At 37.9% G+C, this 16,700-nt stretch carries 11 protein-coding genes; 7 read left to right on the plus strand and 4 right to left on the minus strand.

Annotation, left to right across the window (positions count from 1 at the left end):
* Positions 1–83 precede the first annotated feature (83 nt).
* Positions 84–1,169, plus strand: a complete 1,086-nt coding sequence (locus VB797_RS06735; protein WP_323236894.1) for a fatty acid desaturase family protein — start codon at positions 84–86, stop codon at positions 1,167–1,169.
* A 452-nt stretch (positions 1,170–1,621) separates the two neighbouring features.
* Entirely contained in the window at positions 1,622–4,042 is a 2,421-nt protein-coding gene (gene lon, locus VB797_RS06740) for an endopeptidase La (protein WP_323236895.1), read from the plus strand.
* On the opposite strand, the gene VB797_RS06745 is transcribed toward lon, so the two are convergent.
* The 4 genes from VB797_RS06745 to VB797_RS06760 form a co-directional block, all read right to left on the minus strand.
* On the minus strand, positions 4,032–5,069 hold the full coding sequence (locus VB797_RS06745) for an Acg family FMN-binding oxidoreductase (protein ID WP_323236896.1): 1,038 nt from the start codon (positions 5,067–5,069) through the stop codon (positions 4,032–4,034). The genes lon and VB797_RS06745 overlap by 11 nt on opposite strands.
* Before the next feature lie 419 nt (positions 5,070–5,488).
* Entirely contained in the window at positions 5,489–6,019 is a 531-nt protein-coding gene (locus tag VB797_RS06750; RefSeq protein ID WP_323236897.1) for a universal stress protein, read from the minus strand.
* Between the two features lie 96 nt (positions 6,020–6,115).
* On the minus strand, positions 6,116–8,590 hold the full coding sequence (gene ppsA / locus VB797_RS06755; protein ID WP_323236898.1) for a phosphoenolpyruvate synthase: 2,475 nt from the start codon (positions 8,588–8,590) through the stop codon (positions 6,116–6,118).
* A gap of 649 nt (positions 8,591–9,239) precedes the next feature.
* Positions 9,240–9,767, minus strand: coding sequence for a universal stress protein (locus VB797_RS06760; RefSeq protein ID WP_323236899.1), 528 nt, complete (start codon positions 9,765–9,767; stop codon positions 9,240–9,242).
* Between the two features lie 355 nt (positions 9,768–10,122).
* Between VB797_RS06760 and VB797_RS06765 the strand changes: the two genes are divergently transcribed.
* From VB797_RS06765 to VB797_RS06785, 5 genes are all read left to right on the plus strand, one after another.
* Positions 10,123–14,055, plus strand: a complete 3,933-nt coding sequence (locus VB797_RS06765; RefSeq protein ID WP_323236900.1) for a response regulator — start codon at positions 10,123–10,125, stop codon at positions 14,053–14,055.
* A 211-nt stretch (positions 14,056–14,266) separates the two neighbouring features.
* Entirely contained in the window at positions 14,267–14,653 is a 387-nt protein-coding gene (locus VB797_RS06770; RefSeq protein WP_323236901.1) for a response regulator, read from the plus strand.
* A 154-nt stretch (positions 14,654–14,807) separates the two neighbouring features.
* On the plus strand, positions 14,808–15,509 hold the full coding sequence (locus VB797_RS06775; protein WP_323236902.1) for an Hsp20/alpha crystallin family protein: 702 nt from the start codon (positions 14,808–14,810) through the stop codon (positions 15,507–15,509).
* Between the two features lie 95 nt (positions 15,510–15,604).
* A complete protein-coding gene (locus tag VB797_RS06780) occupies positions 15,605–16,318 on the plus strand; it encodes a GerMN domain-containing protein (protein WP_323236903.1) in 714 nt (237 codons plus the stop codon).
* A gap of 16 nt (positions 16,319–16,334) precedes the next feature.
* A complete protein-coding gene (locus VB797_RS06785; protein WP_323236904.1) occupies positions 16,335–16,511 on the plus strand; it encodes a hypothetical protein in 177 nt (58 codons plus the stop codon).
* Positions 16,512–16,700 lie beyond the last annotated feature (189 nt).

A 16,700-nucleotide genomic window follows, 5' to 3' on the forward strand; every position in this document is an offset into this window, starting at 1 on the left:
CTTATCCGCTTCGTTGAGGAACATCCCAATGCAGAAACAAAGACCTCCTTAAAGAGTTACGTAAAATAACTTAATAAACTATTATGAATTTAGCAGATTCTCAAAAGCTTATTCATCAGGCAGAGTATGCTAAAAAATTGCGTCCCCTCCTTCCGCCTGAAGCTTTTCTTCCTGACTCTAGTAAGTTAGTCATCCTGTTGATTAATCTGGCAATCTTGCTCCTTGGTTGGTCGATTGCAAGGCAACTGGATCGCTGGCCTTTATACCTTTTATGGCTTTATTTACCTCTGGCAGTGGTAATGGGTAATAGCGTCATGGTCTTGATATCTGGTAGCCACGATCTCATTCATGGCAGCGTGACTAGAAACAATTATCTAATTCGTGTCATAAGTTTGTTAGGGCTAGCGCTTGGGTGGATGCCACCGACCTTATGGAAAGTGGTTCATAACCGAATGCATCACAATACAACAAATTCCTTGGCCGATCCTGACCGCAGCTACTTATACGAGCAACCCAAAACTTGGGCAAAATGGATTCAGAATTTATTAGTACCCTCTGATGAGGTTAATCCCATAGGGTTAACATTGGGAATGATTACAGCATGGGGAGTGTATACTTTTCGCAATCTGACTGCCGTGTTGTTGTTTAATCGTGAAATTGATTATATTCCTGCCTCCTTTAAGGTCAGTGCTAAAGAACGTCTGACAATTGCAGGTGAATTTTTAGCAATCTTGACGATTCATGTGAGTATCTTGACATATTTGCAATTTGAACCAATTAAACTTTTGTTTAGCTACTTTTTACCGATTGCAATTGGCTATGGTATATGGATATTTTATATTTATACGAATCACTTGCTTTGCCAAATGACAAGCGTTAACGATCCACTGCTCAATACTATTTCTATCCGAGTTCCTAAATTAGTTGCTTTGCTGCATTTCAACTGTTGCTACCATACCGAACATCATCTTTTTCCGGGAATGAATTCTGACTATTATCCAATGGTTCAAGATTTATTAAAAATTCATTATCCGGAACGCTTTAATTTATTAGATAGTGGGGATGTTTGGCGTTTACTAATGCAAACACCTCGATATTACAAGGATGAAAATACTTTTACCAATTGGTTAGGAGAAAAGACTGTTCCTTGTCCTCTCAACCGGATGTAAAAATAATGCAGTAATTAAAATTGCCCGTGCGACCAAGAAGAATTTAGAAGGGAAGTACTGCACGTAAAACATTAATAGATTGGAATAGATTGGGTTAAGTAGGTCGGCGTAGCCAAATCGTAATTAGGACAACTTGCGACGGTAAATACAACGGTAACGGTCAGTATCTTATGGTTCATTGCTGAAAGGGCGATCGCAAATTTTTCGAGAGAGAATCTAACAAAAAAACGATGTTGTTAAATCCTTGTTAATGTAGAGATAATTGTTTACTACATATACAACAAAGGTTTTGGTTATATGATGAGGGAGTGCGGTAGAGGGGTTCCCCGGCATCAAGCAACTGCGATTCGCGGAGCGTTTTAGCAAGAGAAACCCGATACTTCGTTAAGATCCACATCAAGGAAATTTTGAAACCAGTTAGGATTCCCGATCAAGAAAGCTGTTTGAACTATATGGGAAAAACATTCTCTAAAATATCGCAGAAAGTGGAAACAAGTTTGATGCTTCCTTCGAGTAATATTGTAATACTGCCAGAAGTACTATTACCAATGACTTTAACCGATTCTTATTCGATTGGAGTAGTAGAAGCAGCATTATTATCAAGTCACAAGCAGTTGGTTGTAGCTACAATTAGACCAGAAATTCAATGGCGATTTGACAAAGATAAAAATCCCGAAATTGAAAGTTTAGAGGACATTTATCCCGTTGCTGCTTTAGCAACAATAGAAAATTTAATCAGGTTGCCAGCAGGTGGGATAGAATGCGTATTTCGGGGGTTGGAGCGCGTAAACATTGAAAAATTACAGGTATTTGACCATATTTGCGAAGTTAAGTTTAATCGACTGCCAAAATTGAATCAAAAAGAAACTTCTGTAAAAATAGCAAAGCTTGTCAAGATTATAAAATCACATTGGTCAGAAATAGCTGCACTCAACTGTAATATTTTTGAACAAGTTTTGATTGCACTTATAGAATGTAATGAACCGTCGAAATTGGCTTATCAAACTAGCATTTTAATAATTAAAGATGTAGAAATACTTCACTGTTTTTTGGAAGAGGAAAATTTAGAACAGCTTTTGCAGAAAGTTTTAGAATATTTGAGTAAAGAAGTTAAAAATCAACGTTTGCTCTCCAAGATATTTACAGAAATGAAAAAGGAGATTGCTAAGCAGCCAATAAAAGGATTTGAGTCACAGTTATTCGATAAAGTTGAATCAGAATGGAGCCTTGATAATATAGAAACTGATGAAATTGAAGATTTAAAAATGCGTTTGAGGAAAGCTAACTTACCTCCGGATATTCGCAAACAGGCACAACGAGAATTAGCACGTTTGAAACGTTTAGGGAATAATCCCGCAGAAGGAGATGTAATTCGTACCTATCTTAATTGGATATTAGAAATACCTTGGAATAAAATGGTCGAAGTAAATCTGGAATTAGATGATGCAAGAGTTATTTTAGATGCAGACCATCATGGCTTAAATAAAGTTAAAGACCAGATTATTGAACATTTAGCTACTTTTAAATTGAAGCAAGCTATATCAAATGAACAGCGATCGCGTCAAATATCTGTAGGTACGGTTTTATGTTTTGTCGGACTTCCGGGAGTCGGTAAAACTAGTTTGGGAAATTCGATTGCTCGCGCTTTAGGTCGTCCGTTTGAGCGGATAAGTTTGGGTGGATTGCGTGATGAAGCAGAATTACGCGGTCATCGACGGACTTATGTTGGTGCAATGCCAGGTAGAATTATTCAAGCTTTACATCGGTGTGGTGTGAAGAATCCGGTGATTATGCTCGATGAATTGGATAAAGTCGGCATGGATAGTCATCACGGAGACCCTGCTGCGGTATTATTAGAAATACTCGATCCCCAGCAAAACAATTGTTTCCGCGACCTTTATTTAGATTGCGATTTTGATTTATCGCAGATTTTCTTTATCGCTACTGCGAATAACTTATCTGAAGTACCCGCACCGCTATTAGATAGATTAGAAATTATCGAAATTCATGGTTATTCGCAAACCGAAAAATTAGCGATCGCACAAAAACATCTGTTACCCCGTCAAATTGAAAAAGCCGGACTTCCTAATAATGCTTTGCAGCTATCACCTCAAACGATAAACTCGATCGTCGAAAACTACACCCGTGAAGCCGGAGTTCGTCAACTAGAGCAGCAATTAGGTAGACTTTGCCGTAAAGTAGCCGTTCGTCATGCATCGGGTAATACCGAACCTGTAGTTATTTATCCTGAACAATTAGAGGAATTACTCGGAACAAAATTTTTACCATCACACATCCAAAAATCGCCTAAACCTGGTGTAGCTTGCGGTCTTGCTTGGACTTGCGTGGGTGGAGAAGTTCTATTTGTCGAAGCAGTCAAACTACCTCAAAGTAAAGATTTTGTAGTAACCGGACACCTCGGTCAAGTAATGCTAGAGTCTGCTCGAATTGCTTATGATTATGTTTGGTCAAATGCAGAATCATTAGGTATCGATACAAATGTATTTAGAACTAATGGCTTACATATTCACATTCCCGCAGGTTCCGTACCCAAAGACGGGTCATCCGCAGGTGCAACTATCGCAACTGCTATTGCTTCTTTACTGATGAATCGTCCGGTACGCACCGATACAGCAATTAGCGGAGAAATTGACCTCACCGGAGAAATTCTTCCTGTCGCTGGTGTTCGAGAAAAGATTTTGGTAGCTAATCGTGTTGGAATTAAACGTGTAATATTACCTACTGAGAATCAAAAGAATTTGGTAGATATACCAGAGATTGACCGCAAAAACATCGAATTTATATTTTGCGACTGTATCGAAAAAGTCTTAGAGAATGCCCTTGTAAAAGATTGTACCGGTATTAATTATTAATCAAGACTTTATCAACTGCTCGTCTTGGAGTTGGTTTAACTTCCTCACAGAAACCCAGACGCAAAATAATTTGTGGAAAACCAGATTGAGATAATACCTTACTCAATTCGCTTCGCAATTGTGGTACTTGAATGGGTTGATTTAAAAACGAACTGCAAAGTCCTACAGCTTGTCCTCTTAATAATATTTTTTCTAAAGCTTGTCCTGCTGCTAACCAATTAGCATCAGTATCATTTCTAGTACCCAACACTACAATTGCTGGCGATCGCTCAACTAGTTTACCACTACGTTCTGCTAAAGAATCTCCTAAATCAAAAGTTCGTAAAACTAAAGCGAATAAAGGAGTTGCAAAATCAAAATATTCGTTGATACCTTGAGCATAACCGGGAATACCGTCATGAGTCTTATAATTAGCAGGATGAATCCAATCTGCTAACTCCTGACGGTAACTATGGTCAGCCATTAGCTGGTGTTCCGCTTGTACTACTAATTCAGCAATTTGATGGCGAACGGTGCTTTTTTTGATAATATGTAGCCATGCTCCTTTTTGCTCTGCATCTGACTGTAACCATTTGAGTAACGATTCTGGAACATCCCACCACTGATAATCTTTTCTATTGGTATGTCTTTTTGGAATAGCATTGAACAATAGCTTATTATCAGTACTTTCGGGTATAGAATAACCTAATTTAATGCAGGCTAATAAATTTGCATTTGTTGGGTCGGGAAAAGTTGTAATTTCACCTTTATAGCCGAAATGATGCAGAGCAATGCGTAAATTATACAAAGCAGTACCGCAGCTGATAATTAATTCTCGACCTTTGGGGTCGGCAACAAATAATCCGCGACTCCGGTCAGCATAAAGATAAATTGTTTTTGAATCAACCTTGAATAACCACGGTTGAGTATTATGGCTAGAAGGAGCTAAAATTGCGTAATTGAGAATAAATTTGAGTTTTTCTTCGGTTGTTCCAGTTTGAGGAAATTCGTTTTCTTTAACTTTCCAAATATTTAATAGTTCAGACATTGTAATCCTCCAGAAAAACAATTCAAAATTCAAAATGGTACAATTTATCCGTCGTGTCATTTTTGATAGAGAATAAATCATGAGTTGATGGGTATCACTCAAAAAAGCAGGATTAGATTGAAATGATACCTAAAACGCCCAGTATTGCGACGATAAAGCCGACTATCCCCAACGATCCCAAATGTTTAAGTTCTTCTCTGAGATAGCGAAAAGCACTAAAAAAAGAAAAGAACGTAAAATAGAACAGCAGCGCGGGTGCATTTTGAGTAAATCTAAGAAATCCAAAAAACCCTGCCAAAATAGTTTTTTGTTCGATCTATCCATATTTAGTAATTTCCTCAATTATTGATAATCGCTATCTGAGAAAAGTTACGTGTTTTTTACCTAAAGCCTAATTTTCGATTTTGAACTACTTATTTTTAGTTAGAAGTTTCTACTTTTTGGGTTTTAGATACTTCCGTACTTGAAAGAATCGATCCTTGGACTGTTAACACCGAACAAGGTGCATGATGCATAACATAATTACTTACACTACCTAAAAACAATTCACTCAAACCACGATGACCTCGACGACCGATTACAATTAAATCAGCATCCCAACCGCGAGCTACATCGCAAATCATTTTACTTGGTTCACCCATATTGAGGCTGAATTCGGTTTTTGTCCCAGAATAAATCGCCGATTCACATAGAGAACGCAACCAATTTTCTCTAGCTTGCTTAAACTTTTCCCAATCGCTCAAACTCTTCTGTCGAGTTTCATTTTGCAATTGTGTATAAAGAATAGTTGGTTCTATAAACAAAGGGTTCAAATATGGCTCATCCAAGGGAGATATAACATTTAGTAACATTAAACTTCCACCCGTTGCTTTTGCTAAAGATACAGCTTCATCAAAAACTTGCTGAGTCATCTCAGAATCATCAATCGAAACCAAAATTTTTGTAAACATAAGAATTGGTAATTGGTAATTGGTAATTGGGCATTGGGTTTTGAATTAATATTTTTAACTCCTAATCCCTAACTTTTTCTCCCCATCCCCCCTGCCCTACTCCATCGAAGCGATTTCTAAAAGCGTCTTCAATACGGAATCTGGGTTAAGACTCATAGAATCAATACCCTGCTCTACTAAGAAGCGAGCAAATTCGGGATAGTCGCTGGGTGCTTGTCCGCAGATGCCGATTTTACGTCCGTGTTGCTTGACGGTAGTTATGGCTTTGGCGATCATTCTTTTGACTGCTTCGTTGCGTTCGTCAAATAAATGCGCTACTAATTCCGAATCTCTATCTAAACCAAGAGTTAATTGAGTTAAATCATTGGAGCCGATAGAAAAACCGTCGAAAACTTCGCAAAATTCATCTGCTAGTTGAACGTTAGAAGGTAACTCGCACATTACATAAACTTGTAAGCCGTTTTCACCTTTGACTAAACCGTTTTTCGCCATCTCTGCTAAAACACGATGACCTTCTTCAGGGGTACGGCAAAATGGAACCATTAAAATAACGTTGGTTAAACCCATTTCGTCGCGTACTCGTTTCATAGCGCGACATTCTAAAGCGAAACCTTCACGGTATTTTGGATCGTAATAACGAGAAGCACCCCGCCATCCTAACATTGGGTTTTCTTCGTGTGGTTCAAACTGTTTACCACCCAAAAGATTGGAATATTCGTTACTTTTGAAGTCACTCAAACGGACAATTACAGGTTTGGGATAAAATGCTGCGGCTATAGTTCCGATTCCTCGCGCTAATTTATCTACAAAAAATTGAGTTTTATCATCGTAATTGCGAGTTAGTTCAAAAATTTTGGATTTCTCTAATTTGTCTTCTAACTCATGAAAGTGAATTAATGCTAATGGATGCGCTTTGATCTGGTTAGCAATGATAAATTCCATCCTTGCAAGTCCCACACCATCGTTAGGTATAGCGCTCAAGCCAAAAGCTTCTTCGGGATTGCCCACATTCATCATTATTTTCGTGGGGATATGGGGCAATTTTTCCAAATGTATTTCTTCTACTTCAAAAGGTATTAAACCTTGGTACACTTTGCCAGTTTCACCTTCAGCACAGGAAACGGTGATATCTTCTCCAGTTGTTAAAGTTGTAGTGGCATTACCGCAACCAACTACCGCCGGAATTCCTAATTCTCTAGCAATAATAGCGCTGTGACAAGTACGACCACCAGAATTAGTTACTATGGCAGCAGCCTTTTTCATGATCGGTTCCCAATCTGGGTCTGTGCGGTTTGTTATCAGTACATCGCCTTCTTCAAAGAGATTGAGATTATTTACATCAAGGATTACTTTAGCTTTACCTTGTCCGATTGCTGCACCTACGCTGCGTCCGGTGAGGAGGGGAATAAAAGGATGGGGAGATGGGGGGAGGGGGAGAGAGGGGGAATTATTGCCTTTAACAAAGTGATAGGTACGCAGAACGTTATTTACCTTCTGTGACTGTACGGTTTCCGGACGAGCTTGGACGATAAATAATTCGTTGGTGATGCCGTCTTTTGCCCATTCGATATCCATTGGGGTGTAGGTACCGCGAACTTGCGAGTAATGTTCCTCGATTAAACAAGCCCAACGAGCTAACTGTAGAATTTCTTCATCTGATAAAGCAAATAAATGGCGATCGCTAACTGGAACGGGAATATTTTTGGTTAATTTTGTCCCCCCCATTTCATAAATCATCTTGATTTCTTTGCTTCCCAGACGTTTTTTTAATATGGGACGAAATCCTTGTTTTAATGTCGGTTTGAATACTAAGTATTCATCCGGATTCACGGCACCCTGGACGACGTTTTCACCCAAACCGTATGCTGCTGTAATTAGCGCAGCATCTTTAAAACCAGTTTCGGTGTCGATGGAAAACATCACCCCAGAAGTTGATAAGTCAGAACGTACCATTTTTTGCACGCCGACAGAAAGGGCTACATCAAAATGGTCAAAGCCTTTGATTTGACGGTAAGAAATGGCTCTATCCGTAAAAATTGATGCAAAACAGTTGTGACAAGATTGCAAAACACCGGGTAATCCGTGAACGTTGAGATAAGTTTCTTGCTGTCCTGCAAAGCTAGCATCGGGTAAATCTTCAGCGGTAGCGCTGGAACGAACTGCTACATCGGTATCGGTACCGTACTGGTGGCAGAGATTTTGGTAAGCTTGGGCTATTGCTTGTTGCAATTCTTCGGGAAAAGAAGTTTGCAACATCAAAATTCTAGCTTTTCTACCTCGTTCTCGCAGGTTGCCAATATCCTCTACATCTAAATCCGCAAATATCTCTCTGAGTTGCGCTTCCAATCCTGCCGAAGAGATAAAATGCCGATAGGCATAAGCGGTAGTAGCAAATCCGGTAGGAACCTTAACACCTTTAGGTTGGAGTTGTTGAATCATTTCTCCTAAAGAAGCGTTTTTCCCGCCAACTATAGGTATATCAGCAATTCCAACTTCATCGAAAGGCAATACTAAAGCTTGTTCGGTAGAACGAAGACGTTCCGATTTTTGATTAACCACTGTGTTTCGCATAGCTTGACTTCCTATAACTTAATTTGAGCAATATTGACGTTTCCGTTCTTCTCCTCCACACAAATATGTTTATAGCCAGATAGTTTGAGGATTTTGTGAGGATACTGTTTTCCTGCTTGGGTTTCTCTTAAAACTGAGCAGCGGGGAGTTAGAAGTTAGGAGTTATTTATTTGTCTCCTTGTCCCCTTGTCTCCCCATCCCCTCTTTCTTCCTCACAAGTTCCTCAGATTTTAGATTTATAGTCATTGCAATGAAACACCCGCGAATTTAAAGAATTATGAATTACTGTCCTTGTTGCAAAGACATACTTTTGAATCATGCGGATGCTAGTGGAAATTACTGGTTTTGTAGAAGTTGTTGGCAAGCTATGCCAGTATGTACTTGCAAACAATCTACTTCATCAACAGAGACGATAGCTGGAGCATTACCGACACTGCTAAATCCAACAAAGAAAACCAATTATCTACTGTCTTCCCGAAGAAAAACTATGGTAAAGGCATTCTCAAGATTAATTGCTTAAAAATGCCGATTAAATAAGTATTTTAGATACTGAATAATTTTAATAGATAAGCCACAAAACTGACTAGAAAATTGTCGTTAACAAAAAATCTCCCAATGATTTCGGGAGGTATACATTGTAAGTATCAAATTACATCGAAGCTGCTTCCATTACCAAAGAATCAGTTACATCTTGATGTGGACCTTGCACTGTTAGTACCGAACAAGGAGCATGATGCAGCACGTAATTGCTAACGCTACCCAAGAAAAGTTCACTCAATCCGGTACGTCCATGACGACCGATCAAAATCAAGTCAACCTCTCGACCGCTCGCAACCTTACAAATCATAAATCCTGGAGAACCAGTAGCTTGAACAATTTCAGCTTTCACTCCGCGAGCTTGAGCTTTATTTGCAAAGGATTGTAACAACTCGATGCCTTTTTGTTCTAAAGCATCCAATCGTTCCATATAGTATTTCATTGTGGTTTCACCATGTATGGTTGGATGATAACCATGTGCGGCAATAAAGCCTGGTTCGGGATATATTTCAGTGAAGGGAGGTACTACGTGTGTCAGTGTTAGTTGGGCATCGGTTGCTAAAGCTAAAGAAATAGCTTCATGTAAAATATTTTTATTGGTATCTCCATCATCTATCGCAACTAAAATTTTCTTAAACATATTTTTACCTCTTCTATGCCAACCTAAAAAGAAATATCTTGATGCTTGGTTCGCCGTTATTAGCTTACTTAATTTAAAGTTAAATTAAAAATTTGAGGAAGTTGTGAGGAGAGTCTTCAGGATTTAGAATAATCACAAATAGCCAAGAAAAATAAAGGTTGCTTTATCCTAAAAATACGCTCATAATCATTAAAATTGACAAATTCTGATCGAATGCTTAAATAAAAATTATTTTGTTGGCGAAAGTCAAGTCCGATTTATCCTTTATTCTAAAATGAAGATGGGAAAGCCCTTTCTCATTGACCTTGAAAATTTTCTAATATCAACCTTTATCGAATTTCAACTTTCACAAACTATGAAAATCCTAGTTGTAGAAGATGACGAATTTGTTGCTCAAGCACTTAGTGCTGTACTGACTCATCGAAATTATGCAGTTGAAGTTGCTAACGATGGAGAAACGGGTTGGGAATTGGTTCAAGCTTTTGACTACGATCTAATTATTTTAGATATAACCTTACCCAAGCTAGATGGTATTAGCCTTTGCCGAAAAATTCGTTCTGGTGGGTTGTTGATTCCCATTATGCTGGTAACGGGATGCGATAGTCCTCATGAAAAAGCTACAGGTTTAGATGCTGGTGCAGATGACTATGTAGTAAAACCTTTTGAGGAAGAAGAGTTAGTTGCTCGTGTTAGAGCTTTATTGCGTCGAGGACAAATAAATTTACCTACAGTACTTGAATGGGGTAATTTGCGACTTGACCCTACTAGTTGCGAAGTTGATTATAATACAAAAAATCTATCTTTAACTCCTAAAGAATATTCATTATTAGAACTATTTTTACGTAATAGCCGCCGTGTATTTAGTTGTGGAATGATTCTAGAGCATCTGTGGTCTTATGAAGATATTCCTTCCGAAGAAGCCGTTCGTACTCATATCAAAGGATTGCGAATGAAGTTAAAAGCGGCAGATGCACCTAGTGATTTGATTGAAACTGTGTATGGTATCGGGTATCGGTTAAAGCCAATTGTAGAGAAGACACAGACAAAGCAACAAGGGAATGAGGAAGAAACATCGAGTCAAGTAACTAAAGCCCAAACTTTAGACGCTATAGCTGGAGTTTGGGAAAAATATAAAGGAAGAGTATCCGAGCAAGTAAATGTATTGTTCCAAGCAGCACAAGCACTACAAAACGGTCAATCTTTGACAAACGAACTACATTCCCAAGCAGCCGCAGAAGCTCATACACTGGCTGGTTCCCTGGGTACTTTTGGCTTTGCGAATGGTTCAAAATTAGCGCGTAAAATTGAAAATTTACTTAAAGAAAAGCAGGTTTTCGATCAAACACAAATTGCTCAATTTAACGATTGGGTAAAAGCTTTACTTACTGAAATCGATGCACCTTCTCAAACAAATGCAGTTTCTTCTAATGATACATATGAGTTAGACGAGCGTCCTTTAATTTTGGTCATTGATAGTCACGAAATACCCGAAGATTTAATCAAGAAAGCTACTGATAGAGAATTGCAAATCAAGATTGTTAATAGCATTTCTACAGCAAGACAGAAGCTTTACCAAGAACACCCAAATGTCGCAATAGTTGATGATAATATTTTAGGAGATGAAGACGGTTTAAGCTTATTCGCAGAATTTAAAAATCGTAAACCGTCAATTCCTGTAATAGTTTTAACTAAAGAAGCAGACGCAAGTACGGGAATGCCATTTTCCCACAATAGTGAAAACATCAAACTACACAAGTCTGCATCCTCAGAACAAATTTTAGAAATTGCCGCGCAATTAATTAAAAAGTCAGAAGATGCACAAGCAACCGTATTAGCTATAGATGATGACCCAAAAGTTCTAGAAGTATTGCAAAATTTGTTGAAACATTGGGGAATTACGGTTAAAACTCTTTCTGAACCGCATAAAGTTTGGGAAACCTTGGAAGAAATACAGCCCGATTTACTCATTCTAGATGTGGAAATGCCCTCCGTTAGTGGTATTAAGCTTTGTAACGAAGTCCGCAATCATTCGCGCTGGAACGAGCTACCAGTCTTGTTTTTAACGGTTCATAATGAAGCAGAAATTGTCAATCAAGTTTTTAGCGTTGGTGCAGATGATTTTGTCAGTAAGCCAATTGTAGGACCGGAATTAGTCACCCGAATTGTCAACCGTTTGGAAAGAATTAAATCCCAACAGCGGATGATCGAGGAACGGGAAAAACTTAATAACACTGAGTCGGAACGCTGGCAAAAAATATTTGAAACATCCCCTGAATGTATTAAATTAATTGCTGCTGACGGAACTTTGTTAGAAATGAATCCTGCCGGTTTCGCGATGATTGAAGCGGAGGAAACTGCAATTGGTAAAAATATTTATTCTGTAATTTCACCGCAATATCGTCAGGCTTTTGAAGATTTAAATAAAAGCGTTTGTCAGGGGAATAAGGGAACTTTAGAATTTGAAATCATCGGTTTATCAGGAAGTCACCGTATTTTAGAAACTCACGGGGTACCTTTACTTAATCCTCTTAATGGTGAATTAGTTCAATTAGCAATTACGCGAGATATCACCACGCGAAAACAAGCTGAAGCCGAAGAAGAAAGAATTAATCAATTATTAAAAATCAAAGTTGAACAACAAGCAACTGTAGCGAAATTGGGGCAGTTAGCCCTATTAAATCAAGATATATCTACTTTGATGAATGAAACTGTAGCGTTAATCGCTCAAAGTTTAGACGTTAAATTTTGTCATGTCTTGGAAATCTTACCGTCGGGTAATGCGATGCTGATGCGTGCAGGAGTTGGGTGGAATGAAGGATTATTAGGATTAGCACTACTAAGCTTCAATGATTCGGTAGCGGGTAATGCATTGATGACAAAAGAACCCATTATTATCGAGGATTTACGTCAAGAAACCAGATTTAACAGCCCTACTTTACTCGAAGAACACGGAATTATTAGCGGTGTAAGCGTACCAATTTTTAGAATTGACCGGGCTTATGGTGTCTTAGGTGTATATACTCCTTATAAACGCATCTTTAATCAAGATGACATTTATTTTTTGCAAGCCATTGCTAACGTGCTTTCGGGTGCTATCGAAAAAAATCTTACAGAAACTAATTTACGTAAAAAATCGGACGAATTAGAAAACAGAGTAGCAGAACGTACAGCAGAATTAGTGAAGATGAATGAGTGCTTGCAATTAGAATTATTAGAACGTCAGCGAGCGCAAGCGCAATTTAGTGGAATTGTAGAAATTGCCTCGGATGCAATCATTTGTATTGATAGCAATCAGTGTATTACTTTATTTAATCAAGGTGCGGAGAAAATTTTTGGCTATCCAGTTAATGAAGTACTTGGAAAACCTTTGGATTTACTTGTACCCCAACGTTCGGTAGAAGCTCACCGTCACCATGTAGCAGATTTTGGTAAGTCATCAACTCCATCTCGAAAAATGGGCGAACGTCGCGAGATTTACGGTAGACGTAAGGATGGAAGCGATTTCCCGGCTGAAGCTTCGATTTCCAAATTAAAATTAGGCACTAAGACAGTTTATACGGTTTATTTGCAAGATGTGAGCCACCGTAAACAAATTGAGCGCATGAAAGATGAGTTTGTTTCGGTAGTTTCTCACGAACTTCGCACCCCTTTAACTTCGATTCATGGTTCTTTAGGAATGCTAGCTACTGATTTAATTCCTTTGGGTTCCGAAGATAGCAAACGATTAGTGCAAATTGCTACCGATAGTACCGAACGTTTAGTAAGGCTGATTAACGATATTCTTGATATCGAGCGGATTGAATCGGGAAAAATTACAATGTCCAAGCAAATGTGTGAGGTAACTGATTTAATAACACAAGCAATAAATGTTGTTCAGCCTTTAGCTGACAAAGCACAAGTTAAACTATCAGTAGAAAATTCACCGATACTTATACGAGTAGATGGCGATCGCATTATTCAAAGTTTAACAAACTTATTTACTAACGCAATTCGATTTTCATCCGTAGGGGACACAGTTAGCTTAAAAGTTGTCGAACAAGATTCGGAAATATTATTTACAGTTAAAGATACCGGAAGCGGTATTCCCCAAGATAAACTAGAAGTTATTTTTGAGCGCTTTCAACAAGTAGATTCTTCAGATTCGCGCAACCATGAAGGTACAGGTTTAGGTTTAGCAATTTGTCATAGTATTGTAGAAATGCACGGTGGAAAAATCTGGGCTGAAAGTATTATGGGAGTTGGGAGTACGTTTTATTTCACTTTACCTATGAGAGGGAATAGGGAATAAAGCGTAATTTATTTTGTATAGTCAAGATTTATCGCCTTTTTAACAAAAGTTTTAGCAATGAAGTTAAGTAGGTCGGCAGAAATAAACAGAACTATGTAACAGAATGTAAATTAGGTCTAAACTCTTACCCCTACTGCCTTGTCATAATTACAATTTTCAAGGCGAACCTACTTACCTCTATAGCAACAATAAAAAAAGATTGGTATTAGTAATGATACAAAAAAAGATATTAGTAGTTGATAACGAAGAATATATTCAAGAAGTTACCAAAATTTGTTTACAAACCACCGCAAAGTGGCAAGTGATAACAGCAAGTTCTGGAACTGAAGCAATTAAAAAAGCTGTAACAGAAAAGCCAGATGCAATTCTTTTAGATGTAATGATGCCAGATATGGACGGTATTACCACTTTTAAATACCTAAAAGAAAACTCAATGACCAATCAGATACCAGTAATATTACTTACAGCTAAAGTACAAAATACAGACCGTATTCATTACATAGACTTAGGAATTAAAGCGGCGATCGCCAAACCTTTCAGCCCCTTAACATTAGCACAAGAAATTTCACAAATTCTTGGCTGGAACAGTGAGCAGTGAGCATTTTTTTATTTATATTTATAACTCCCGTGCTTCGATAGTTTTTCCCCTTTCCTCACAAGTTCCTCAAGTTCTTTTTCTAAATTTAAAGTATAGCGAAGAAAAAAGGTTTACTAACCTTTACTTGTTATCGGGATTGTAAGGAGCTAAATATATGTCTGAAAAAAGCTGGCATCCACTCAAAGAAATAGATACTCTACGCCATCAGATGAATAATTTGTTTGATGAACTGGTTCATAAAAATAATCCGAAAGCTGTTAATAATACTTTAAGTTCTATTCCTAAAGTTGAAAATGCGACTTGGGAACCAGCAATTGAAATTAAAGAAACCGATTCAAATCTGATTATTCAAGCCCAAGTACCTGGTATAGAACCCAAAGATTTAGATATCCATGTAACTAAAGATGCGGTTTCAATTGCTGGTGAACATCACGAACAAAAAGTCCATTACGAAAAAGGTATATATCGTTCCGAGTTTAATTACGGGCATTTTCAACGCATAGTATCTTTGCCTGTATCTGTTGAATACAACCAGGTAAAAGCCGAAATTCACAATGGTCTTTTGACGCTGAGTATACCAAAATCTCTTGAAAAATATGATGTAGTCAAGCTTGATTTAACGATGCAAGAAAGAGCGCGTGGATCAATAACTCAAAAGCGTCAACATGAAGAACATCTTGAAGAAACTATGCATTCTCGCGCAGAAAAGGAATTAGAAAATCCCAATCATGCTGAAATTACAGAAGAAACAAGATTAGGTATGAAGAAACAACGTCAGCGTAGCGAACACTTAGAAGAAACTATGCTAGAACGCACTCAAGCCGAAATTAATGCACCTTCCTCATCTACCAGTTAATAACAATCCAAAAGTATACAGGGTGTTTTTATCGGATGAGGTATTGGGGTAAGTCTGATTAATAATTTACTCATAATAAAGATAGGATAAAAATTATGAAAATCCAAAACACCCGTCCCATTCAACAAAATATATTCGTCATCTACATACTACTATTGTTAAGTTTAATTGGTAGTATCGGTTGGTTGAATTGGTTAGATATTAGAAATCCCGCTTCTACAGAAACAACTACAACCCCAACACCCGTACAAGTCAACAAAGCACTCATCTCCAAAGAAAACAATACAGTTCCAAAACCAACTATTCCATTTACAATTCCCCAACAAACAGAAAAATTAACCCCGAAAGAAAATACAGCAGCAGTACAGCAGCTACAGCCGAAAGCCTACTTATTGCAAGTTAAAGGTGAAAAAGTTAGCTTAGTCCCCCAACCAGTCGCTATTAAAGAAGGGACATCTAAGGAAGTGGCTTTGCAACAAACCTTAAACCAACTTTTTGCTCGTAATCAAAACAATCAATTTACTTCCACAATTCCCCAAGGAACAAAATTATTAGGCTTGCAAATTGATGAAACAGGAATTCATATAAATTTATCCGATGAATTCCGTTATGGTGGTGGTTCCACTTCAATGATTTATCGTGTAGCTCAAGTACTTTATACCGCCTCAAGTCTTGATTCAGAAGCTAATATTTACCTTTCTGTGGAGGGTAAATTATTAAATGAAGAAAATCCCCTTGGTGGTGAAGGATTAATTTTAGCAGAACCGCTCACAAGACAAACATTTGTCAAAGATTTTTCTATAAATTAAACAGGAGAAAAAATTTATGTCTACTGCATCCAGAGCTAAGCAAATCATTAAATCAATTGTAGAAATTCCCCAAAGATTGATTAATTTTACGACCAATGGAGTAACTAGAATTTTTAGCCCCAGCGATGATGATTATCCCAAATCGGGAGTACAACCATACGAAGGAGATCCTTCTGAAAATAGAGACCATTAAGCATTGGAAAAAACTAGCTAGAAAGCAATGAGCGGGTTAAGATTATTTCTAGCCCGCTTTATATTTCGTCTATGAAAAATTACTCAAAGCGTTTGAGTCACTTGCAGCATCTGGTCTAAAGCGACACCTATATGCAGTAATCTTCAATACGACCAGTTAACTAAATATTATTTGGAAGCATAGTCATGT

It is taken from the genome of Rivularia sp. UHCC 0363, assembly GCF_034931125.1.
Lineage (GTDB): Bacteria > Cyanobacteriota > Cyanobacteriia > Cyanobacteriales > Nostocaceae > Rivularia.